The sequence below is a fragment of the Hydrogenophaga sp. genome, assembly GCF_019264445.1.
Lineage (GTDB): Bacteria > Pseudomonadota > Gammaproteobacteria > Burkholderiales > Burkholderiaceae_C > Hydrogenophaga.
In genome coordinates, this window is the sequence record NZ_JAHVAB010000052.1 from 1 (window position 1) to 22,729 (window position 22,729).

The window sequence follows — 22,729 nt, forward strand, 5'->3', positions numbered from 1 at the left end:
GGCCAGGCCCACGCCCATGCCCGGTACGTTGCCCCCGGTGTGCAGCCGCTGGAACAGGCCAAAGAGCTTGTCCGCCCGCGCCATGTCGAAACCCATGCCGTTGTCGCGAACAAAGTACGCGCGCTGCGTTGCTTCGTAACCCACCTGCAGCTCGGGCTGCGCCACATGCCGCGAGTACTTGAGCGCGTTGTCGATCAGGTTGGAGAACACCTGGCGCAGCAGCGTGGCGTCGCCCAGCGCTTGAGGCATGGCCAGCACCTCGAACCGCGCGTGCGGCGACTGGGGCGCCAGTGAGTCGAACACCGACTGCGCCAGCGCGTGCATGTCCACAGGCACCGCATCGAGGTCCACCCGCACGACCCGCAGCAGTTCGAGCATGTCGGTGATCATCTGGCCCATGTTGCGCGACGAGCGGGCGATGCGCTCGAACATGTCGCGCCCCGTCGGGCTCAGGCGATCGGCCTCGTCTTCCAGCACCACGGAAGCAAAACCATTGACCGAGCGCAAGGGCGCGCGCAAGTCGTGCGCGATGGAATAAGAGATCGCCTCCATGTCGCGCATGGAGCGCTCCAGCTCGGCGGTGCGCTCGCCCACACGCTGCTCCAGGCTGGCGTTGAGCGCCCTCACCTGCTCCTGCGCCGCCACGCGGTCGGTGACGTCGATGTGCGTGCCGGACATGAACATCGCGCGGTCCTGGGCGTCGCGCTTGTGCACCCGCCCGCGCGTGTTCACCCAGATCCAGTGTCCCGCCTTGTGGCGCATGCGGATGTCGCACTCGTAGTACGGCAGACGGCCCGCAATGTGTTCGTCGCGAATGTGGTTGGCGCGGCGCAAGTCGTCGGGATGTACCAGCGCTTCCCAGGTCTCTGCCCGCATGGGCTGCAGCTCGTGCAATGAGTAGCCCAGCATGCCCGCCCAGCGGGCATTGACGGTGAGGACGTTGTCCACCATGTTGTTTTCCCAGATGCCCGGGCGCGTGGCCTCCAGCACCCAGGCCAGGCGCTGGCGCTCCTCGCGCAAGGCCTCCTGCGCACGGATGTACGAACTCACATCGGCAAACGTGCGCACGAGGCCGCCGTCGGGCAGGGCGCGGGTGCGCATTTCCAGCGTGCGACCATCGCGCGTCTTGCGCCAGTATTTCTCCGGGGCGGGCACATCGGGCCCGTGCACGATATGCCCGTGTGCCACCGGATCGACCCAGGCCAGTCCGGGGCCGAAGTCACCGCGCTCGGTCTGGAAGCGCAACACCTGCTCCATGGTGGGCTGCCCCTGCAGCAGCGCTTCGGGCAGGTCCAGCAGATCGAGCAGGCGGCGGTTGTAGGCGGTGACGCGGCTGTTCGCATCCACCCGGCACAGGCCCTGCTCGATGCTCTCCAGGGTGACCTGCAAGTCCAGGCTCTTCTCGCTGAGCAACTCGCTCGTGACCTCCAATTGCTGGCGCGTGCGCTTGCGCTCGAGATGGCCGCGCCAGGCCATGACCAGCTGGCGCACCGCACCGAGCAGGGGCTGCAGGAACTCGATGTCCTGCTCGCTGTAGCCACCGGGCTGGTTGGCCAGTCCCACCATCGCCACCAGGCGGTCGCCCACGGACAGCGGCACCCCGAGAAAGCTCGCCATGTGCGGATGCCCGGACGGCAGGCCACCCGCGTGCGCATGGTGGGCGGGCTCGTTGGTGATGACGGGCTGGCCCGTGACCATGGCGTGGCCAAACAGCGTGTTGAGGTTGCGAAACGCCATGCCTTCCTCGGCCTGGCTCTCAAACATCAGGCGCGAAGGCTCGTCCCAGGCGATGTTGGTGATGGCGTTGGTGCGCAGGTAGGGTTCACCGGCATCGGTGTAGAACACCTCGCCCACGAAGCCGTACGCGCTGTCGGTCACGGAGAGGAAGGCCTGCAGCAGGCCGTTGAACACCTTGTGCTTGTCGTAGGTCTCGATGTACGCCTGCTGGGCCACCCGGACCGCCTCGATCATGCGGTGCTGACGCTCCAGCTTCTGGGTGGCCACGCGGGCCTCGGTCACATCGGTGGAGAACCCGTGCCAGACCACCGAGCCGTCGGCCTCGCGCTGCGGCACGGCCTCGACGTGGTGCCAGCGGGTGCCCGCCACCGGCAGGCACACGCGGTAGGTCTCGCGCCACAGCGTGAGGCGGCGGGCGGAGTCGGCCAGGGTGGCGATCAGGCCCGACCGGTCTTCAGGGTGGATGCGCTGGAACAGGATGCGGGCGTCTTTCTCCAGCGCCTGGGGTTCGAGCTCCAGCATCGTGCGCACCACGTCGTTCACGTACGAGATCACGCGCGTGCCGTCGGGCCGCAGACGGGCCTGGTACATCATCCCGGGCACGCGCGCCGCGATGTTCTGCAGCAGCTTGAGCTGTTCGGCCAGGCGTTCGCTGGCCTCGCGCTCGGCCGTGATGTCCTGCACCACGCCAAACTCGGTCTGCGGATTGCCCGCCACGCCCGTCTGGCTGATGCGCGTGCGAAACCAGCGTTGCTGGCCATCGGGGCGCATCCAGCGGAACTCGACCTGGCGCCCATCCATGGCGTCGCGCGCGGCCTGCCACGCGGGTTTGTCCTGGGGATGAATGCCGGCCCGGCCTTCGGCACGCTGGATCAGGCCCCGTGGGTTCAGGCCGGCAATGTCGTACAGCCCCAGCGACCAGACCACATCGTCCACGTTTTCGGCGTTGGTCCAGTGGCCCACGCGCGCCAGCTTCTCGATGGCGGCGTGCAGCTCCACCTGCCGCTGCAGCTCCAGGTTTTTCTCGCGCAGCGCCTCGTCGATCTGTTGCTTCGCTTCGGTGGCCTCGAACTCGCGCGTGGCCTCGGTCATGCAGACGAGCACGAGCGGTTCCGGCGCCACATCCATCGCCGAGACGTGCAGCCGAACCCGGTGCGGCACGCCATCACACAGCCGCAAGTGGTGCACCGAATCGGCAGGCGACCAACTGTCCAGAAACGCCGCGCGTGCTTCCTGGGAAGGCCAGTGCCCGAGCTCGACCGTGGTGCGGCCGATCACGTCTTCGCGCCGCAGGCCGGTGAGCATGACCCACGCGTCGTTGACCGCCATCAGACAGCCGTCGTGCCGGCGCGATACGGAGGTGGCCACGGGCGATGCCATGAACATCGCCTCGAAAGGCAGGACACCCTCCAGCAGCAAGGTGTGGCCTGTGGGATCGACGGAAGGCTGGGGTCCAGGAAGAGCTTTGGCCATGCGCGATCGGGAGGGTTGGGAGGGGCCGGAGATAGGCCAAATTGTGCCGGACAGTTGATGGCAATGGCACACGCCTTGCCTGCTAAAGTCAAATGCAGTCTGAAGTGGAAGGCCCGGGGCTGCCGCGCGGCGGCGCACACAAGACTGCATGCTTTGGCACTACTCCCACCAACCCCATGAAGCCCATTCTTCACTTGCCTGACGCACAACGCGGCGTGCGGCCTGTCGATGTGGCCGCGCAGGGATGGGGAGTGCCGCAGTGAGACCGACATCGCTGCGACAGCACCTCACGCGCGCGGCGATGCTCACCACGTTCTTCGCCGTGCTGCTGAGCGCGGGCGCCCTCCTGACCTACGAACTCGTGGTGTACCGCCAGGCCGGGGTCACCGAGATGCGGACCCAGGCGGATCTCATCACCCGCTCGACGGCAGCGGCCATGGAACTCAAGGACCCCAGGGCGGCCTGGGAAAACCTCTACCTGCTCAAGCAACAGCCCCGCATCGTGGCCGCCGCGGTGTACGGGCCCGATGGCGCACTCATCGCGTCGCACACCACCCAGCCCGATGCGGTGAACGCCCGCATTCCCGCCAACGCGGCGGTGTGGGGTCCGCGCTTCAGCGGCTCCATGCTGGAGATGACCCAGCCCATTGAGCGCGATGGTCAGCGCCTGGGCATGCTGTACCTCAAGGCGCGGCACGACGTGTGGCGGCGCTTTTCCGACTTCGCGATGATCGTGCTCGCGGTGAGCGCCGTGAGCCTGGCGGCGGCCTTCTACCTGTTCGTCCACCTGCAGCGCCGCATCACGGCACCCCTGGAGAAAATGACCGAGGTGGCGCGCGACGTGATCGGCAGCCACGACTGGTCGCTGCGCGCCCCCGCCACCGACTACAAGGACCTGGACGTTCTCGTCGATGCATTCAACCGCATGCTCTCCGAGTGCGAAGTGCGCACCAGCGAGCTCGAGCGCGAGATGGTCACGCGCCAGGGCGTGGAGCAGGAGTTGCGGCACGCGGACCACCAGAAAGACGTGTTCCTCGCGACCCTCGCGCACGAGCTGCGCAACCCGTTGTCGCCCATGACGAGTGCGGTGGCGTTGCTGCAGATGCCCGCCGCCTCGGTGCAGGCGCGCGACAAGGCGCTGGTGGTGCTGGAGCGGCAGCTGCGCCACATCGTGCGCCTGGTCAATGACCTGCTCGATGCCTCGCGCGTGGCCACGGGCAAGCTCTCGCTGGACCGCGGGCGGGTGGACATGGGCGAGCTGCTGGTCATCGCCTGCGAGATGGCTCAGCCGCAGGCTCGCCAACAGGCACTGCAGCTGGAACTGCACCGGCCAGCCGACGCGCTGTTCGTGGAAGGAGACGCCGTGCGCCTGACGCAGGTGTTTGCCAACCTGCTGAGCAATGCCTGCCGCTACACGCCGCACGGCGGTCGCGTGGACATCGCGCTGGCCGCCCAGGCCGAGTGGGTGGTGATCGCCATCGAAGACACCGGCATCGGCGTGGAGCCGGCCATGCAGGAACGCATCTTCGACCTCTTCGAGCAGGCCGACAAAACCCTGCAGCGTGGCAACACCGGGCTGGGCGTGGGGCTGACGCTCTCGCGCCAGATCATCGAGCTGCATGGCGGCACGCTGTCGCTGCACAGCGAGGGCCTGGGCAAGGGGTCGAGGTTCACCGTGCGGCTGCCGCGCCTGCTGGTGGACACGCTCGCGCCCGCCCCGCGCGCAGCCCCGCCATCGGCGGCCCTGCTGCGGCCCCTGCGCATCCTCATTGCCGACGACAACGTCGACCTGAGCGAGAGTTTTGCCGACATGCTGTCGGCCCATGGCCATCACGTCGAGGTCGTGCACGACGGCGAGGCCGCCGTGCTGGCCGCGCGCCGCACGGTGCCCGACATCGCCCTGGTCGACATCGGCATGCCGCGCCTGGACGGCTACGGGGTGGCCCGGCAACTGCGTGCCGACGTGCGCACGCAGGGCATGCACCTGGTGGCGATTTCCGGCTGGGGGCAGGACGCCGACCGCAAGGCCGCCATTGAGGCGGGCTTCGACCACCACCTGCTCAAGCCGGTGGCGCCCGAAGACCTGGCGCAGCTGCTGGGCGAAGCGCACCGGGCCTTTGAAGCCTCGCGCCCGGGCGAACTGCGCTAGGGCAAGCGCCTCAAGCCGGGTTCGCGGCGGCGTCGTGCCGCTTGCGCCGGCCCACCGCTTCAATGCGCAGCATCTGGCGGTATTTGGTGACCGTGCGCCGTGCCACCTTCAGGCCCTGCTGGGCCAGTTGCCGCGTGATCTCGGCGTCCGAGAGCGGCTGCTCGGCGGACTCGGCTCCGATGATGTCGTGGATCAAGCCGCGAATGGCCGTGCCCGAACAGGCGCTGCCGTTGGCGCTCACCATGGCGCGCGAGAAAAAGTGCTTGAGTTCGTACACACCGCCGGGCGTGGCCATGTACTTGTTGTTGGTCACGCGCGAGACGGTGGACTCGTGCACCCCCACCTCTTCGGCGATCTCGCGCAAGCCCAGCGGCTTCATGGCCATGGCGCCGTATTCAAAGAAATGGCGCTGGCGCCGCACGATGGCCTGAGCCACATCCAGGATGGTGGAGAAGCGCTGCTCCACGTTGCGCATGGTCCAGCGCGCTTCCTGCAGGTGCGCGCCCATCTCGGCGTTTTCCGCGCAGCGGTGCCGCTGGAACAGCTGGGCATACACCTCGTTGACGCGCACGCGCGGCACGATGGCCGGGTTGAGCTGTGCGCTCCACACCCCCCGACGGTCCTTCCTCACGATCACGTCGGGCACCACATAGCTCACGCGCGACGGGCTCATGCGCCAGCCGGGCCGCGGGTCCAGGTGGCGAATGCGATCGCACACCGCTTCGACTTCGCTCAGCGATTGGCCCAGCGTGCGCGCGAGCGCCGCCACGTCGCGAGCGGCCAGGCGATCCAGGTGGTCGGTGACGATCTCGCGCGCCATGCCGCGCATGCGGGGGCACTCGATCTGCGCCATCTGCAGCGTCAGGCACTCGGCCACATCGCGCGCACCCACGCCCGCCGGGTCCAGGGCCTGCACCCGCTTCAGGGCCACCTGCATTTCTTCGAGCGAAGCCACCGGCTGCACACCGGCCACCTCGCGCAGATCGCTCAGCGGTGTGCGCAGATAGCCATCGTCGTCCAGCGACTCGACCAGCGCGCCGGCCAGCGCGCGGTCTCGCTCCGACAGCGGCAGCGTGCCCAGCTGCAGATGCAGGTGCGCATTCAGCGAGGTCTCGGCCACCATGAAGTCCAGCGCCGACACATCGCCGTCGTGCGACCCGCGCGCTGGCGACAGGCCGTCGGCCAGCCACAGGTCGCGGTCGGACTCGCCGGCATGCTCATGCACGGTTTGCGCGAGCTCGCGCTCGCCCATGTCATCGGCCTCCTGCGGTCCGTCGTACACATCGCCCTGGGCGCCCTGCGCGCCTTGCGGCGCATCGGCCTCGGCGTGTTCATCGCTCGGGTCTTCGTCCTCGGTTTCGAGAAAGGGGTTGCGCCCCAGCACGTCGCGCACCACCGTGCCGAAATCCTGCGACGACATCTGCAGCAGCCGCACCGCGTGCTGCAGGCGGGGTGAAAGGGTCTGGGTCTGGCGCTGGTCGGTGCGCACGTCCATCGACATCATGTGGGTCTCCTCCGTGTTGTGTGATGGGACCGCATGGGTGCGGGCACCTTGTTCCCTTGGTGAACGCAATGCCCATGCCGCATCGGCGCAGAAGACACAATTTCGAACACAACGCGCCAGCGCAAGGCGGGCCGGGGGCTGCAGGCCGGTGCCAGCGCACCGCAGACCCGCACCGGCATGGGCGGCACACCTCAGGCGCCGCCCATGCCGGGAATTGCGGTAAAAGTTGCCGAAACGCGCCCGCTCAGGCGGACTTGCGGGCCGGGCCGCGCCAGGCCGACCAGCGGCGCCACACCGGCAGGCCCACGCTGACCAGCGTGGCCACGGTGGCCGGGCTGAGGCCCAGCCGCCAGCGGGGCGGCAGCAGCTTCCAGCCCAGCCAGGCGCCGGTGGCCACAGGCCAGGTCGCACGCTGTGGCTTGAGGGCCGAGCGCGCGCCCTGGCGCAGCTGGCCGACACGTCGGCGCACGCGGGCCTCGCGCGCAAGCAGGCGCAGCTCCACCGCGGCAATCTGATCGCTCAAGGCCCCCATGCCGGCAGGCACGTGGCTCGGCGCGGATGCGGGCACGTCAGGAGACCGCGGCCGCGGTGGTTGTGGAGGCAGTGGGTTCATCGGGGACACCTGGGGAAGGAGGCGCGGGCGCCTTGAACATGAGCCGGCGGCGGGTGGCCGGCAGGCCGATGCTGGGCAGCAGCTGGCGCACGCGGTGCACCACCCACCAGCCCAGCACACCGTGCACCAGCAGCGCGCCGAGCAGCGCCAGCGCCCAATGCAGGCCAGCCACCACGAGCGCTGCCGTGACGAGCGCCCACAGCAGCAGCCAGCCCGCCAGGCCGAGCACGGTCAGTGCCAGGCCCAGGCAGGTGATATGCAGCAGCGCCAGCCCGGCGCGGTTGAGCTCGAGCGAGAGCAGCTCCACACGGTCGCTGATGAGGCCGGGCAGCTCCTTGAGCAATCCACCCAACAGATCGCCCAGCGGGCTGGCCGGGGCCTGCGGATCGGCCTGGCGGGATGTGCGGTCCATGGTCATGGGCTTTGCCGTTGACTCAACGAACCGAACCACGCCGCACCAGGTTGACCAGGGCCAGCAGGATGATGGCGCCCATGAGCGAGACGAGCAGCGCACCGATATTGAAGATGTCCTGGTTGATCGTGCCCACGCCCACCAGCGGGGAAATGATCCAGCCGCCCACGGCCGCCCCCACGATGCCGACGATCACGTTGAGGAAAAGGCCTTGCTGTCCATCGGTGTGCATGATCACGCTGGCCAGCCAGCCAATGACGCCGCCCACCACCAGCCAGATAATGAAATTGATCATGAGAAATTCCTCGCGTTGAATGAATGAAAGCAAAAAACCTTGCTGCAGCGGTTGGGCAAACGCCGTGCCCGCGGCCATCGGCGCGGGCGCTGCGCAGCGGGCACGGCAACTGCCCTGCCAGCACGCCCGCGCTGGCGCGCCGGGCCGCTACCCCCTCAACGCTGCAGGAGCTCCCGGAATGAAATGCGTGAAAGATGTGATGACCCTGGGCGTGCAGACGCTCGCCCCCCACAACACCGTGGAGCAGGCCGCCCGGGTGATGGAATCGCTGGACGTGGGCGTGCTGCCGGTGTGCGACGGCGCGCGCCTGGTGGGCATGCTGACCGACCGCGACATCGTCGTGCGCGGCGTGGCCCAGGGGCTGCCCGCCACCACCACCCCGCTCGAAGACGTGATGAGCGCGCAGGTGGAATGGGTGTTTGAAGACGAGGGCCTGACCGAAGTGACCGCCCGCATGCAGCAACTGCAGATCCGCCGCCTGCCGGTGCTCGACCGCGACAAGCGCCTGGTCGGCATCCTGTCACTGGGGGACCTCGCGGCCAAGGGCGATGCCCACCAGGCCGGTGATGCGCTGGCCGACATCTCCGCGCCTGCCCGGCCCACGCGCATCGGCCTCTCGGCCTCCACAGGCAACGGCGTGCGATGATCTGGCGGCTGCTGAAATCCACCGTGCAGGCCTGGCTGGACGACGACGCACCCAGCATGGGGGCGGCCCTGGCCTTCTACACGCTGTTCTCCGTGGCGCCCATCCTGTTGATCGTCATTTCGGTGGCCGGCCTGCTGTTTGGCGAAGCGGCGGCGCGGGGTGAAATCTTCGAACAGCTCACCCACCTGCTGGGCGCCGACGCCGCCCTCACCATCAACGGCCTGGTGCAGCAGGCCAACCGGCCCGACGCCGGCATCGTCGGCACGCTCGTGGGCCTGGTGACGCTACTGGTGGGTGCCACCACCGTGTTTGCCGAACTGCGCAACGCCATGGACCGCATCTGGCGCACCAAAGACCTGCGTCCCCAAGGCGGCGGCCTCAAGGAGCTGCTGCACGCCCGCCTGATCTCGCTCGGCCTCGTGCTGGCCATCGGCTTTCTGCTGATGGTGTCGCTGGTGCTGAGCGCGGCCCTCGCCGCCCTCAGCAAATGGGCCGCTCCCTGGCTGGGTGAACTGGCGGTGCTGGCCGGCGCCATCGATTTCGCCGTGAGCCTGGTGTTCCTCAGCGCCCTCTTTGCCATGATCTTCAAGTGGATGCCGCGTGTGAAGCTGGCCTGGGCCGACGTGTGGATCGGCGCCGTCATCACGGCCCTGCTGCTCACCGTGGGCAAGTCGCTCATCGGCACCTACATTGGCCGCAGCGGCGTGGCCTCGGTGTTTGGTGCGGCCGGCTCGCTGGTGATCTTCCTGCTGTGGGTGTATTACTCGGCGCAGGTGTTTCTGCTCGGTGCCGAATTCACGCGCGTGTTCACCCAGCGCCACGACATCTCCCCTGCCAAAAGGACCCCCGTTCCGTGAACCGTTCCTTCTCCTGCGTCTGCGGGCAACCCATTTTTTTCCGCAACAGCGTGTGCCTGGGCTGCCACGCGCCCCTGGGCTACGACCCGGTGCGCAGCAAGCTGCTGCCGCTCGCCCCCACCGACACCCCGGACGTGTGGCGCAGCCAGGAAAGCGTCGACGAGCCTCCGATGTACCGGCGCTGCGCCAACCTGTCTTCGCCCGCTACCTGCAACTGGCTGGTGCCGCTGCAGACCGCCGATGCATTCGCACCCGACCTCTGCCTGTGCTGCCGCCTCACCCGCACCGTGCCCGACCTCAGCGTGCCCGAACACGCCTCCTGGTGGGGCCGCATCGAGGTGGCCAAGCGGCGGCTCGCGTCGTCGCTGCTGGCGCTGCGCCTGCCGCTGGTGCCGCGCAGCGAAGACCCTGAAAAAGGCCTGGCGTTCGACATCCTCACCACCCTGCCCGGCGCTGCGCCGGTGATCACGGGGCACGCCAGCGGCGTGATCACGCTCGACGCCTGCGAAGCCGACGACGCCACGCGCGAGCAGCGCCGCACCTCACTGCGCGAGCCCTACCGCACGCTTCTGGGCCACCTGCGCCACGAGTCGGGCCACTACTTCTGGGAACGGCTGGTGGACGGCACCGCCTGGCACGAGCCGTTTCGCGCCGTGTTCGGCGACGAGCGCGCCGACTACGGGCAAGCCTTGCAAACCCACTACCTCAACGGTGCGCCACCCGACTGGAGTTCGCGCCACGTCACCGCCTACGCGAGCTGCCATCCGTGGGAAGACTGGGCCGAGACCTGGGCGCACTACCTGCACATGCGCGACACGCTGGGCACCGCGCGCAGCTTCGGCATCCGCGGCGACCGCGTGGAGCTCGCCTGCGAGCCCTTCGGGCCTTCGGCCCTGAGCGAGAGCGGCAACGGCGACGTCACGGACGCGCGCTTCCTGCAGTGGCTCAACCACTGGCTCAACCTCACGGTGGTGCTCAACGAGATGTCGCGCAGCATGGGCGTGGCCGACTTCTACCCGTTCGTGCTGTCGCAGCCGGCCGTGCGCAAACTGCACCTCGTGCACCGCATCATTTCGCACAAGACGCCGCGCAGCGCCCGCCGGCGCACGCGCCCGCCCGCTCAGTCGTAGGCGACCGGCAGCAGCACTTCGAAGGTGGTGCCGCGCGCGCTGGACTCGACCTGCACCGTGGCGTCGAGCACCTCGCACAGGCGCTTCACGATGGACAGGCCAATGCCCTCGCCGTGCACATAGGTGTCGGGCGATTCGCCTGGCGCGGGCACACCCGCATCGTCATCGTGGATGTGCGTGACCTGGTCGTTGCGGTTGTCTTCCACCACCTGGTCGGCGTGCTGCGTGGCCACCTCCAGCGCATCCTGCAGCTCCGACGACTTGGCTTGTCCGATGCCGGGGCCGGTGTCCTGCACACGCAGCGTCCAGCGCTCGGCGTCCTGGGCGCCGCCCTTCTCCCACGACAGCACCAGACCGCCCGCGCGGGTGTACCGGATGGCGTTGAGCACCAGGTTCTGAGCAATGCGGCGCAGCTTGACGGCATCGGACTGCACCACGAAAGGCGCCGGCCCCCTGACTTCGAAGCGCAGCCCCTTGTCGCGCGCGCTGCCCTCCATCACTTCCCAGAGCTCCTGCAGCAGGGGCGCCACGTCCAGGGTGTCCAGGTGGCGCTCTTCCTGGCCGCTTTGCAGCCGCGCCAGGCAGGTCACGTCGTCCAGCAGCCTGTGCAGCGCGTGCACGTTGTTGCCCAGCAGACGCAGAAAGGACTCGCGCGCGGCGGGGTCGGCGTGGCGTGCGCCCAGGCCAGCGGTGGCGTTGGTGACCACGCCGAGGTTGCCGCGCAGGTCGTGGGCCACCTCCTGCCAGAGCACGGCCCGCTGCTGCTCCAGCTGGCGCAGGGTGTCCAGTGCCTGCTCAAGCCCGCGGGCGTAGGCGGCGGCTTCGAGCTGCTGCAGCTTGAAATACTGGGCGGTGCTGGCGCTCACCGCGACGCTGTACACCTGCGCCCAGATGGCGCGGGCGCGCGCCATCACATCGGCGGCGAGGGGTTGGGGGCCGGCTGCCAGCGCGTCGAGCTCGCTGACCACGCATTCGTTGAGCCGCCCGAGTTCGCGCACCACCTCGGCCAGACCAAACCCCTGCTGCCAGCGGTGCAGCCCGTGGGCGGCGGCGTCGCCCAGGTGCGCGGTTTCGGTACGGGGTGCGCGCAGGTGGTTCTCGAAACCTTCCAGCACCGCCGGAATGTGGTCGTTGAGCTGGGTGTGCGGCAGGGACGCGCCGCTGGTCAGCAGGGCATCGGCGCTGACGGCATCGCGCCACGCGCGCAGGATGGCTTCCCGTCGCTCCGACAGGGCGTCGGCCAGCGTGGCAAGTGCGTGAGAAAGGTCGGACATCGGGCACCTTGAAGGGGGACGTTTCTTGCGCGCCGCAGCCTGTCTGACCGGCCACCGCGCGTGTGGGCCGCGACATTCTGCACCGGAATGAGCCGCCCCCACTCAGGTGTCGTGGGGCGTGTGGCGGGCCTGCACATCGCGCGCCCGGTGCCGGGTGCGCGCCGAGCGGCGCAGCCACACCAGCACCACCAGCATGAACAACGTGGCCAGCAGGGCCGTACCGGTCTGGCCCAGCCCGGCGGCCATGCCCACGGCCGCCGTGGCCCAGATGGTGGCGGCGGTCGTCAGGCCATGGATGCGGCCCTCCTCCTGGTCCTTGAGCACCGCACCCGCGCCCAGAAAGCCGATGCCCGACACCAGTCCCTGCACCACACGGCTGAGCTGTTCGTCGTTCATGCCCGCCTCCAGCGGCACCAGCACAAACAAGGCGGCACCCAGTGACACCAGCATGTGCGTGCGCAGGCCCGCCTCGGCATCGCGGCGCTCGCGGTCCCAGCCGATCAGCGCGCCCAGCACCAGCGCCTCGCCCAGGCGCCAGACGACGCGCGTGGTGCGCTCCACGTCGGCCAGGTCACTGAACTCGGCCTGCACGGTGCTCAGGATGGTGGAGAGCACAGACATGGCGTCACTCCGGGGCCGCAGCGTTGAGCTCATCGCGCCAGCGCACCAGCTGGCCCAGCAGTTCGCCCAGGGCCACGGGCTTGGTGAAATGGTGGTCGAACCCGGCAGCTCGGGTGCGCTCTCGGTCTTCGGGCTGTGCGCGGCCGGTCACGGCCAGGATGAGCATGCGGTCATCGGGCAGGCTGTCGCGGATGCAGCGCGCCACGGTGTTGCCGTCCATGCCCGGCATGCCGATGTCCAGAATGGCCACCTGCGGGCGCAGGCGCTGCGCCATGGCGAGCGCTTCGCGCCCGTCGCGCGCCAGGTGCACGGTGTGGCCTTCGAGCTCGATCAGCAGCCCCAAGGACTCGGCGGCATCGACGTTGTCGTCGGCAATCAGGATGCACAGGCCCGCTGCGGTGGTGGAGTCGCTCATGGTGGTGCGGTGGTGGTGGCGGAGCCACCCAAGGGCAAACGGCGAGCCCGGCACCAGCGAAAGAGGGATACCGATCGCTCGGCATCCCTCTTGTTTGGGGCCACGCCGATCAGAAGCGGTGCATGTAGCCGATGCTGGTGGTGTCCACCTCGCGCTTGCCCACGCCCACGAAGCGCACGTCGTAGCGGTTCCACTCCAGCACGATGGAGGAGCGCGGGCTCAGGTCGAAGCCGATGCCTGCGCCGTACGAGCCTTCCCAGCCGCTGGCCTTGCCCGTGGCCACGCCGGACAGTGGGCTGGCCGAGACCTCGCTGCGGCCGTAGGTCGTGCCCACCTTGCCGAAGAGGTGCACCACGCCCAGCGGCAGGCGCCCCACCAGGCTCAGGTTGATGCCGTGCGCTTCGGTCTTGCCGCCCGCGCTCTCCAGCTTGCCCAGGTTGACGTAGCCGAGCTCGGCACCGAAGTAGCGGTTGAACATGCCGCCGGTGTACAGGCTGTACGAGGTGGAGCTGTCGGAGCACGAGAAGCCGCCGGCGCAGCCCACGTTGCCGTAGTCCGGGCGGCCGGCGTTGATGCCCACGTAGCCGTGCGAGGTGTAGGGAATGACGGAGTAGGCGCCTTCGCCGGGCGCGTAGCTGCGTCGCTCGTTCATGGGCGAACCCGAGCCCGCCTGGGCCACGGTGATGGCGGTGTCGCTGCGCGGTGGTTCCGACTGGGCGGAGACCGAGCATGCAACGGCCAGGCCGATCGCGGCCAGCGGCCACGTTCTGAGGTGATGAATGGAACGGTTCATGTCAAGTCCTGTGTGAAGTGGGAAAGCACTGCGCCCGGATTGGCGTGCAGCAGTGGCGTTGGGCAATCGGGGTGCCCGCCGGACGCCCAGGCGCGCTGCCCTGCGGCGGGCACAGCGATTGCCCGGTCACCGGGGCACCCGCACCGTGTGTGCAACCACGCGCTGCACAGCAAGCGCACACACGGCTGGCGTGCACATGGCAGGTACCCGATGTCCTCTCCACCCGCCACGAACAAGCGTGATACGGCCCACCAGACCGCGCGCGGCTTCTCCATCCGCACGCGACTGATCGCACTGGTGCTCGCCGCGCTGCTGCCTGCGCTGGGGGCCGCCCTGTGGGTGGTGAACCTCACGCACCGCCTGGAGCGCGAGGCCAGCGCGCGCCTGCTGGAGAAAACCACGCAGGCCCTCTCGATGGTGCTGGACCGCGAGCTCACGCCGCGCGCAGACGCCACCCGGGTGCTGCCCGGCGATCTGCAGCGCATCATCGACGCGCAGCATCTCGCGCACGACTGGCGCGCCGCCATCATCGACCGTCAGGGCCGCGTCGTGGCGCGCCACCCCAATCAGCCCGAGTACACAGGGCAACTGATCACGCCCGAGCTGCAGGCCCACATCGGCGCCAGGCGCGAAGGCCTGCTGGACACCGTTTCGCTCGATGGGCAGCCCGTGACGATTTACTTCAGCACGTCGCCCCAGGGCTGGACCTACGTCACCGGCATGTCGCGCGAGCGTTTCCAGGGGCTGGTGCCCAGGGCGGTGTGGCATGTGGGCATGGCGCTGTGGCTGTTGCTGGTGGTCTCGCTCCTGGGCGCCGTGTGGGTGGCGCGCGGCATCGTGCGACCGATCCAGACCATCAAGCAGATGGCGCTGGACCTGCGCGAAGGGCGGCGCGTGGCCAGCGAACGCACGGGCCTGCTCGAATGCGACGAGGTGGCCCTGGCCATGGACGAGGCCACCCGCGCCATCCACGAGGCGCGCGACGAGCTCGAGCGTCAGGTGTCGGCCGCGGTGGAGCGCACGCGCCAGCTTGAACAACACGTCTCGCACAACCAGCGGGTGGAAGCCCTGGGCCGGCTCACGGGCGGGCTGGCCCACGAGTTCAACAACCTGCTGGGCATCATTGGCAACTGCGCCCACCTCATGCAGCGCCAGTCCACGGCGCCCGAGCTCACACCGGCCATTGACGCCACCTTGCGTGCGGTGGACACCGGCGGGCGGCTCACGCAGCACCTGCTGCGCTTTGCCGGGCGCCAGTCCGTTCGCCCATGCGCGTTGTCGTTGCAGCAGTTCCTGCCCGACGTGAGCGAGCTGCTGCGCGCCCTGCTCGGGCGGCGCATCGAGCTCTCGACCGCGGTGGATACCGACACGCCGCCGGTGTTCGTCGACCCCAACGAACTGGAGCTCGCGCTGATCAACCTCGCGCTGAACGCGCGCGATGCCATCGACGGCCAGGGCCACCTGCGGCTGCACGCAACGCTGGCCAACGCCACCGAATGCGAAGGCCTGCCCTCTGCGCACTGCGTGCGCCTCACCGTGAGCGACGACGGGCCCGGCATGGAGGCACCCATTGCCCTGCGCGTGTTCGAACCCTTCTTTTCCACCAAGCCCGCGCACGAAGGCACCGGCCTGGGCCTGAGCCAGGTGTATGGCTTTTGCCAGCAGGCGCAGGGGCGCGTGTGGCTGGACAGCGCACCCCGCGCCGGCACCACCGTCACGCTGGTGTTGCCCGCCCACAGCCTCGCACCCGAAGCCGCAGACGCCGCGCTGCAGCGCCGGCCGTCGATTGACCACGCCCGCGTGCTCCTGATCGAGGACAACGCCGCCCTGCGCGAGGCCACACAAGCCCTGCTGCACGCCTACGGGTGCGAGGTGGTGGGCGCTGCCGATGCACGCGACGCGCTGGAGCGCCTGGACGAGCCCGCGCATTTCGACGTGGTGCTCTCCGACGTGGTCATGCCCGGCGACATGGACGGCATTGCCCTGGCCACCCACTTGCGGCAAATGTTGCCGCACCTGCCCGTGGTGCTGATCAGCGGACACGCGGGCGACGCACCGCTGCCGCCGGGTGTGCCGCTGCTGCACAAACCCTGCGCGCCCGAGGCGCTGGTGGCCGCGCTCGAACAGGCCATGGCTCAGCGCACGCCGGTGTGACCACGCCAGCGGCCCGGCCTGGAGGGCGGGTACGCCATGTGCCCCGACAGGGTGTCGGATGCAGCCCGTCCCCGCGGGGCGGGCTCCACCGGCGTCCTGTTCAACACTTCGAAGGAACGCCATGAAAGACAAGCAAACCATCAGCACCCTGAACAACCTCATCGAAACCTGCAAGGACGGTGAGTACGGGTTCAAGGCCAGTGCGGAGCACGCCGTGAATCCGCAGATCAAGGACCTCTTTCTTGCCCGCGCACAAGACTGCCGCCAGGCCGCTGCCGAGCTGCAGACCATCGTGATGCAGCAGGGCGGCAAGCCCGAAGACAGCGGCACCGCCACCGGCACGGTGCACCGTGGCTGGGTGGCCGTGAAGGGCACGCTGGCCGGCTACACCGACCTGGCCATGCTGGAGGAAACCGAACGCGGCGAAGACGCCGCGCTGGCGCGCTACCGCTCCGCGCTCAAGGAAGATCTGCCGCAAGACATTCGCAGCGTGCTGGAAGCACAGCTGCAGGGTGTGCAGCGCAACCACGACCAGATCCGCGCGCTGCGCGACCAGCACAAGGCGGCCGAGACCACCTGACCCGACGGCCCGCCACGCCATGAAAAAGGCCCGCGGACAGCGGGCCTTTTTTTGTCGCCATGACAGGCGGGGATGGCTCAGCGCGTGAGGCGCGAGATCAGCACGCCGGCGGCCAACGCCACCATCAGCGAGGCCAACGGATGCTCGCGCACCGTGCCGCGCAGGCTCTCGGACCATTCGTCGCCCACCTCGCGGGCGCGGTGCATCTGGTCGTGCAGCGCTTCGTTGGCGTGGGTCACGGTGGACTCCAGCTTCTGCGCGGCGGGCGCGGCCTTCTCGGCCAGACGATCGACCGTCTCGTGCATGCCCTGGGCGACGCGCGAGACCAGCTCGCTGGCGTCCGGGCCCGTGGCCCCGAATGAAGAAGGTGGGTTGCTGACTTGGGACATGGGTGACTCCTGTGAGGGTGAAAGATGAATCCGCACGCCGGCCACACCGGCACGCGAACCCGCCTGTCTCTCTTTCGGCAAACGGCGTGCCACGCGGCCCGCACGCGCCAGGTGCACCGGTCAGCGCCCTCCCGTCAGCGCCCGGCCTTGTCGTCGGCCGCGTACTGCTTGAGCCGGTTGTAGAGCGTCTTCAGGCTGATGCCCAGGGCAGCCGCCGTGCGTTCCTTCTGCCGGTCGTAGTGCTCCAGCGTGGACAGGATGAGCTGGCGCTCGGCCTCTGCCAGCGAGATGCCCAGCGGCAACACCACCGTGTCGCCACCGGGCTCGCGGGAAGGCGCCGCTGCAGGTGGTGCCGCGGGCGGCGGCACGGCGGAGGCTTCGACGAAGCCCTCGCCCGGGTCGGGCAGCCACTGCGTATCGATGGTCTCGCCCGGCGCCATCACATAAGCGCGGTGCACGGCGTTGCGCAGTTCGCGCACGTTGCCCGGCCAGGTGTACGCCGCCAGCTTCGCCAGGGCTTCGGGCGCGAAGCGCTTTTCCTTGCCCTCCTGCTCGCCAATGAGGCGCAGGAAACGGCCCGCGAGCAGGGGCACGTCGCTCAGGCGCTCGCGCAGCGGCGGCAGGTCGATGGGGAACACATTGAGGCGGTACATCAGGTCCACGCGCAAGCGCCCGTCGGCCACGGCCTGCAGGGGCGAGCGGTTGGTCGCCGCGATGATGCGCACGTCCGTTTCCTGGCTCTGCGAGGCGCCCACGCGCATGAAACGCCCGGTCTCCAGCACGCGCAGCAGCTTGACCTGCAGGTCCAGCGGCATCTCGGTGATCTCGTCGAGAAACAACGTGCCACCAGCCGCACGCTCGAAGAAGCCCTGGTGCTGGCGGTCCGCGCCGGTGAAGCTGCCTTTTTCGTGGCCGAAGATTTCGCTCTCGATCAGGTTGGGTGAGATGGCACCGCAGTTCACACCCAGAAACGGCATCTTGCGGCGGCGGCTGAGATCGTGGATGGTCTGCGCCACCACCTCCTTGCCGGTGCCGCTCTCGCCGGTGATGAACACCGTCACCCCCGTGCCGGCCACGCGCGAGATCTGCTCGTACACGCGCAGCATGTTGGGCGAGCGCCCCCACAGCTGGCCAAAGTTGCCGCTGCTCGCCAGCTCCGCGCTCAGCCCCGCCACCTCGGCCTTGAGCACGGCCGGTTTGGTCACGCGCGAGAGCACGCCCTGCAACTGCTTGGGCGTGATGGGCTTGACGATGTAATCCACCGCGCCCAGGCGCAGCGCAAGGATGGAGGTCTCCAGGCTGGCGTGCCCGGTCACCAGCACCACTTCGGAGTTGGCGAGGAGCTCAGGGTCGGCGAACAGGTCCATGCCGCTGCCATCGGGCAGCCGCAGGTCGAGCAACACCAGGTCGGGTGTCTGAAGGGCGAGCTGCTTGCGTGCGTCTCGCAGGGTGTTCGCGGTGGCCACCGTCAGTCCCTGCAGCGCAATGAGCTCGCTGAGCATCGCGGCGGAATCGACGTCGTCGTCCACGATCAAGGCATGGGTCATCGTTGCTTATCTCCGGGGCACACGCGGTGGCATCGTTGCCCGCGTGGCGCGACCCATGATGCCATTGTTTGCAGGGCCCACAGCCCGCCATGGCGCGGGCCTCAATGCCGCGAAACGATGGGGCTCGGCTGGCGCGGCGGGTCACCCGCCGGCGGCGTCTGCTCGTCGGGCACCTCGGGCTCGCGGATGTCCGGCGGCAGCTCGGTGGGCGTCTCTGGCGGCGTGGCCGGCGGGTAGCCGGGCTGGGGCGGCGCAACAGGCGGCATGGGCTGGGGCACGTCGGGCACGTGCGCGCGAATCGGGTGGGCAAAAGCCTGCGTCATGAAAAAGCTCCTTCTGTGTGCGATGGAGGGGCAAGGCGCGTGCCCGGGCACACGGCTTGCCGCCATGCTGTGCTCCCACTGCAAGGATTGCCATGACCCAACGTCCCGCTCCACCCGATGCCCGCCCCGATGACAAGCCGCCGCGCGATCCCGCCCACCCGGTGAGCCGCACACCCCGCGCGCCAGGCTCGCCGCCACCCGCCGCTGCCGATGAGCACCTCGAACTGCCGCACGAGCGCGAACAGTCCACCGAGACCACGGCGCCCGCGCCCGACCCGGACATGACCCAGGCGCACAAGGACCTCGAAGCCGGTCAGGTGGACACCGACATGCGCGCCACGCCCGGACTGGACGCCGCGCAGCGCAGCGCCTACGTGCCCGGCGCCGGTGGGCAGCAACCGGCCCGGAAAAAGAAGGTGGAACGCTAGGCGGCCAGCTCGGCCAGTGCCTGTTCGCAGATGCTGTGCGCGTCCACGCGGAAGAAGCGGCGCAGCGCCGCGCGCGTATCGCTGCGGCCAAAGCCATCGGTGCCCAGCGTGTGGAAGCGCCGGCCTGGCGGCACAAACGCGCGCACGCTCTCGGGCACGGTGCGCACATAGTCGGTGGCCGCCACCACCGGTCCATCGCTCGCGGCCAGCAGCTGCGTGAAGTGCGATCGCTCGCCATGGGCCACGCCGCCGCGCGCAAGCTCGCTCCAGCTGGTGATGCTGAACACGTCCACGCCGATGCCCTGCGCGGCAAGCTGTTCGGCCGCCTTGAGCACCTCGGTGAAGATCGCGCCCGAGCCCAGCAGGGTGACACGCTGTTTGGCGCCGGCAGGCCCGAAACGACCGAAACAGTAGCCGCCCTTGAGCACGCCCTCGGCCGCCTCTGCGGGCAGGTCGGGCTGGGCGTAGTTCTCGTTCATGAGCGTGACGTAATAGAACACGTCCTGCTGCTCCACCAGCATCTCGCGCATGCCGGCGTCCACGATCACCGCGAGCTCGCCCGCGAACGCGGGATCGTAGGCCTTGCAGTTCGGAATGGTGGCGGCCACCAGGTGGCTGCTGCCATCCTGGTGCTGCAGACCTTCACCGCCCAGCGTGGTGCGACCGGAGGTGGCGCCGAGCAGGAAGCCGCGAGAACGCTGGTCGGCTGCGGCCCAGATGGCGTCGCCCACGCGCTGGAAACCGAACATGGAGTAGTAGATGTAGAACGGCAGCATGGCAAGGCCGTGCACGCTGTAGCTGGTCGCGGCGGCCGTCCAGCTGGCCAGCGCACCCGCCTCGCTGATGCCCTCTTCCAGAATCTGCCCGTCCAGCGCCTCGCGGTAGCTCAGCACCGAGCCGATGTCCTCAGGCGCGTAGCGCTGGCCCACGCTGCTGTAAATGCCCACCTGCTTGAACAGGTTGGCCATGCCGAAGGTGCGCGCCTCGTCGGCCACGATGGGCACGATGCGCGGGCCGAGCTGCGCGTCCTTGAGCAGCGCACCCAGCATGCGCACGAAGGCCATCGTGGTGCTCATCTCCTTGCCATCGGCCTGGAGCGCAAAGCCCGCATAGGCGCCGATGGCGGGCACCGGCACGACGTCGCACGCGGTCTCGCGCCGGGGCATGGCGCCGCCCAGGCGCGCCCGGTGTTCGCGCAGGTAGCGCATCTCGGCGCTGTCGGGTTCGGGTTTGTAGAAGGCCAGGCCCGTGGCCTGTTCGTCAGACAGCGGCAGGTTGAAGCGGTTGCGGAATTCGATGAGGTCGGCGCCGTCGAACTTCTTCTGGCTGTGCGTGGTCATCTTGCCCTGACCGGCACTGCCCATGCCGTAACCCTTCTTGGTTTGCGCCAGGATCACGGTGGGCTGCCCGGTGTGCGCAGCGGCGGCGGCATACGCCGCGTGGATCTTCACCAGGTCGTGGCCACCGCGCTTGAGCCGGTCAATCTGCTCGTCGGTCATGCCCTGGGCCAGGCGCGCGAGCTCCTCGTTCTGGCCAAAGAAGTTGTCGCGGTTGAAGCGGCCATCCTTGGCGGCAAAGGTCTGCATCTGGCCGTCGACCGTGTTCGCGAACGCGCGCACCAGGGCGCCGCTCACGTCGCGCGCAAACAGGCCGTCCCAGTCGCTGCCCCACACCAGCTTGATCACGTTCCAGCCCGCGCCAGCAAAGAGCTTTTCCAGCTCGTCGATGATGCGGCCGTTGCCGCGCACCGGGCCGTCCAGGCGCTGCAGGTTGCAGTTGACCACCCACACGAGGTTGTCGAGCTTCTCGCGCGCGGCCAGCGTGAGTGCGCTCATGCTTTCGGGTTCGTCCATCTCGCCATCGCCGAACACACCCCACACCTTTCGACCTTCGCAATGCAGCAGGCCGCGGTGCGTGAGGTAGCGCATGAAGCGCGCGTGGTAGATCGAGCTGATCGGGCCAATGCCCATGGAGCCGGTGGGGAACTGCCAGAAGTCGGGCATGAGCCACGGATGCGGGTAGCTGGAGAGGCCGCGCGCGCCGCTGGCAGGCGCGGTGATTTCCTGGCGGTAGTGCAGCAAGTCGGCCTCGCTCAAGCGGCCCTCCAGGAAGGCGCGGGCGTACACGCCCGGTGCACTGTGCGGCTGGAAGAACACCAGGTCGCCACCGTGCTGCTCGCCCTTCGCGTGGAAGAAGTGGTTGAAGCCGGTCTCGAACAGGTCGGCCGCGCTCGCGTAGCTGGCGATGTGGCCGCCGAGTTCGCCATAGGCCTGGTTGGCCCGCACCACCATGGCCAGTGCATTCCAGCGCATCAGCGAAGCCAGGCGCTCTTCCACAGCCAGGTCGCCCGGGAAGGCGGGCTGGTCTTCCACCGCAATGGTGTTCACGTAAGGCGTATTGAGCTCGGGCTGCCAGCCAATGCGCTGCTGGCGCGCCAGGCGCGCGAGCTCCGTGAGGATGTGCCGCGCGCGCGCCGGGCCTTCGGCCGCCGCCAGCGCCGTGAAGGCCTCGCGCCATTCCGCCGTCTCCGCGGGGTCGTGGTCGAGGTCCTGAAGATGGGGTTCGTGTGGGGCATTCATGCCAGCCAATGTATCGACGAACGCCGCGCAGGTGTTTCCGAAGTGCGCCCCAAAATGCCCCATTCACAGCACGAAATGCCGCCACAGGATCAAAATGCCGCACATGAAACTGGACACCACCGACCTCAGGCTGCTGGACGAACTCCAGCGCGACGGCGCGCTCTCCAACGTGGAGCTGGCGCGGCGCGTGAACCTCTCGCCCTCGCCCTGCCTGGCGCGCGTCAAGGCGCTGGAGCGCGCGGGCGTGATCCAGCGCTACGTGGCCCTGGCCAGCGCGGCGGCGCTGGGGCTGGGCCTCAACGTGTTCATCTCCATCCGCCTCAAGACGCAAAGCCGCGAAACGCTGTCCACATTCGAAGGCCACGTGGAGGGCTTCGACGAAGTGATGGAGTGCTACCTCATGACCGGCGACAGCGACTACCTGCTGCGCGTGGCCCTGCCGGACATGGCGGCGCTGGAGCGCTTCATCCTGGAGAAGCTCTCACCCATTCCCGGCGTGGAGCAGATCCGTTCGAGCTTTGCCCTCAAGCAGGTGCGCTACAAGACGGCACTCCCCCTGCCACACCGCCGCTGACCCCGGGCCGGCACCCCCACCTACAATACCCCCCATGGCATCCCGGTTCACCCTGTCTTCGTGTCTGCTCGCGCGCCTGCCCCTGATGGCCGGCGCGGCCGTGGCCGCTCGCAAGCCAACGGGCACGGCCGGCCTGCACCAGCCGGCCGCACATTCCTGAGCCCGGCGATACCCCGTCCCCGTTTTGCGCACCCCGTCCATCGCCGGGCCCCCCCCCCGCGCGATCGTGGCCGCCG

General features: G+C 69.0%; 22 protein-coding genes. 9 read left to right on the forward strand and 13 right to left on the reverse strand.

Annotated features, from left to right (window positions below):
* On the reverse strand, positions 1-3,210 hold a 3,210-nt coding region (locus tag KXJ60_RS09680; RefSeq protein WP_291126687.1), incomplete at its 3' end, for a PAS domain-containing protein.
* Positions 3,211-3,469: 259 nt separating this feature from the next.
* Here KXJ60_RS09680 and KXJ60_RS09685 point away from each other — a divergent pair.
* Positions 3,470-5,359, forward strand: a complete 1,890-nt coding sequence (locus tag KXJ60_RS09685; protein WP_291126689.1) for an ATP-binding protein — start codon at positions 3,470-3,472, stop codon at positions 5,357-5,359.
* A 10-nt stretch (positions 5,360-5,369) separates the two neighbouring features.
* On the opposite strand, the gene rpoN is transcribed toward KXJ60_RS09685, so the two are convergent.
* The 4 genes from rpoN to KXJ60_RS09705 form a co-directional block, all read right to left on the reverse strand.
* The gene (rpoN, locus tag KXJ60_RS09690) at positions 5,370-6,863 is read right to left on the reverse strand and encodes an RNA polymerase factor sigma-54 (protein ID WP_291126691.1); all 1,494 of its coding nucleotides are present in this window, start codon (positions 6,861-6,863) and stop codon (positions 5,370-5,372) included.
* 244 nt (positions 6,864-7,107) lie between these two features.
* Complete coding sequence (locus KXJ60_RS09695; protein ID WP_291126693.1) at positions 7,108-7,386, reverse strand: hypothetical protein; 279 nt, start codon at positions 7,384-7,386, stop codon at positions 7,108-7,110.
* Between the two features lie 46 nt (positions 7,387-7,432).
* Entirely contained in the window at positions 7,433-7,888 is a 456-nt protein-coding gene (locus KXJ60_RS09700; protein ID WP_291126695.1) for a phage holin family protein, read from the reverse strand.
* Positions 7,889-7,910: 22 nt separating this feature from the next.
* On the reverse strand, positions 7,911-8,180 hold the full coding sequence (locus KXJ60_RS09705) for a GlsB/YeaQ/YmgE family stress response membrane protein (RefSeq protein ID WP_291126729.1): 270 nt from the start codon (positions 8,178-8,180) through the stop codon (positions 7,911-7,913).
* Between the two features lie 181 nt (positions 8,181-8,361).
* On the opposite strand from KXJ60_RS09705, the gene KXJ60_RS09710 reads away from it, so the two are divergent.
* From KXJ60_RS09710 to KXJ60_RS09720, 3 genes are read left to right on the forward strand one after another with little or no spacing between them, the layout of a single operon-like run.
* Entirely contained in the window at positions 8,362-8,829 is a 468-nt protein-coding gene (locus KXJ60_RS09710; RefSeq protein ID WP_291126697.1) for a CBS domain-containing protein, read from the forward strand.
* Complete coding sequence (locus tag KXJ60_RS09715) at positions 8,826-9,686, forward strand: YihY/virulence factor BrkB family protein (RefSeq protein WP_291126699.1); 861 nt, start codon at positions 8,826-8,828, stop codon at positions 9,684-9,686. Before KXJ60_RS09710 ends, KXJ60_RS09715 begins: the two co-directional genes overlap by 4 nt.
* Positions 9,683-10,816: a putative zinc-binding metallopeptidase gene (locus tag KXJ60_RS09720; RefSeq protein WP_291126701.1), complete on the forward strand. Its 1,134-nt coding sequence runs from the start codon at positions 9,683-9,685 to the stop codon at positions 10,814-10,816. The genes KXJ60_RS09715 and KXJ60_RS09720 overlap by 4 nt, the downstream gene beginning before the upstream one ends.
* Here KXJ60_RS09720 and KXJ60_RS09725 read toward each other — a convergent pair.
* The 4 genes from KXJ60_RS09725 to KXJ60_RS09740 form a co-directional block, all read right to left on the reverse strand.
* A complete protein-coding gene (locus tag KXJ60_RS09725; RefSeq protein ID WP_291126703.1) occupies positions 10,807-12,090 on the reverse strand; it encodes a sensor histidine kinase in 1,284 nt (427 codons plus the stop codon). The two genes, KXJ60_RS09720 and KXJ60_RS09725, sit on opposite strands and share 10 nt — an antisense overlap.
* A 102-nt stretch (positions 12,091-12,192) precedes the next feature.
* Complete coding sequence (locus tag KXJ60_RS09730; RefSeq protein ID WP_291126705.1) at positions 12,193-12,711, reverse strand: MgtC/SapB family protein; 519 nt, start codon at positions 12,709-12,711, stop codon at positions 12,193-12,195.
* 4 nt (positions 12,712-12,715) lie between these two features.
* The gene (locus KXJ60_RS09735) at positions 12,716-13,126 is read right to left on the reverse strand and encodes a response regulator (protein ID WP_291126707.1); all 411 of its coding nucleotides are present in this window, start codon (positions 13,124-13,126) and stop codon (positions 12,716-12,718) included.
* Positions 13,127-13,235: 109 nt separating this feature from the next.
* On the reverse strand, positions 13,236-13,919 hold the full coding sequence (locus KXJ60_RS09740; RefSeq protein ID WP_291126709.1) for an outer membrane beta-barrel protein: 684 nt from the start codon (positions 13,917-13,919) through the stop codon (positions 13,236-13,238).
* Between the two features lie 210 nt (positions 13,920-14,129).
* Here KXJ60_RS09740 and KXJ60_RS09745 point away from each other — a divergent pair, with 210 nt between their 5' ends.
* Both KXJ60_RS09745 and KXJ60_RS09750 read left to right on the forward strand, forming a co-directional pair.
* Entirely contained in the window at positions 14,130-16,073 is a 1,944-nt protein-coding gene (locus KXJ60_RS09745) for an ATP-binding protein (RefSeq protein WP_291126711.1), read from the forward strand.
* A 121-nt stretch (positions 16,074-16,194) separates the two neighbouring features.
* The gene (locus KXJ60_RS09750; RefSeq protein WP_291126713.1) at positions 16,195-16,653 is read left to right on the forward strand and encodes a PA2169 family four-helix-bundle protein; all 459 of its coding nucleotides are present in this window, start codon (positions 16,195-16,197) and stop codon (positions 16,651-16,653) included.
* A gap of 77 nt (positions 16,654-16,730) precedes the next feature.
* Here KXJ60_RS09750 and KXJ60_RS09755 read toward each other — a convergent pair whose 3' ends face one another.
* From KXJ60_RS09755 to KXJ60_RS09765, 3 genes are all read right to left on the reverse strand, one after another.
* A complete protein-coding gene (locus KXJ60_RS09755; protein WP_291126715.1) occupies positions 16,731-17,042 on the reverse strand; it encodes a hypothetical protein in 312 nt (103 codons plus the stop codon).
* Positions 17,043-17,176: 134 nt separating this feature from the next.
* Complete coding sequence (locus KXJ60_RS09760) at positions 17,177-18,589, reverse strand: sigma-54 dependent transcriptional regulator (protein WP_291126717.1); 1,413 nt, start codon at positions 18,587-18,589, stop codon at positions 17,177-17,179.
* 101 nt (positions 18,590-18,690) lie between these two features.
* Entirely contained in the window at positions 18,691-18,912 is a 222-nt protein-coding gene (locus KXJ60_RS09765) for a hypothetical protein (protein WP_291126719.1), read from the reverse strand.
* 92 nt (positions 18,913-19,004) lie between these two features.
* On the opposite strand from KXJ60_RS09765, the gene KXJ60_RS09770 reads away from it, so the two are divergent.
* Positions 19,005-19,340, forward strand: a complete 336-nt coding sequence (locus KXJ60_RS09770; RefSeq protein ID WP_291126721.1) for a hypothetical protein — start codon at positions 19,005-19,007, stop codon at positions 19,338-19,340.
* Here the strand turns inward: KXJ60_RS09770 and mdeB are convergent.
* Entirely contained in the window at positions 19,337-21,919 is a 2,583-nt protein-coding gene (gene mdeB, locus KXJ60_RS09775; RefSeq protein ID WP_291126723.1) for an alpha-ketoglutarate dehydrogenase, read from the reverse strand. The genes KXJ60_RS09770 and mdeB overlap by 4 nt on opposite strands.
* 103 nt (positions 21,920-22,022) lie before the next feature.
* Here mdeB and KXJ60_RS09780 point away from each other — a divergent pair, with 103 nt between their 5' ends.
* On the forward strand, positions 22,023-22,493 hold the full coding sequence (locus KXJ60_RS09780; protein WP_291126725.1) for an Lrp/AsnC family transcriptional regulator: 471 nt from the start codon (positions 22,023-22,025) through the stop codon (positions 22,491-22,493).
* Between the two features lie 34 nt (positions 22,494-22,527).
* Positions 22,528-22,653, forward strand: a complete 126-nt coding sequence (locus KXJ60_RS09785; RefSeq protein ID WP_291126727.1) for a hypothetical protein — start codon at positions 22,528-22,530, stop codon at positions 22,651-22,653.
* Positions 22,654-22,729 lie beyond the last annotated feature (76 nt).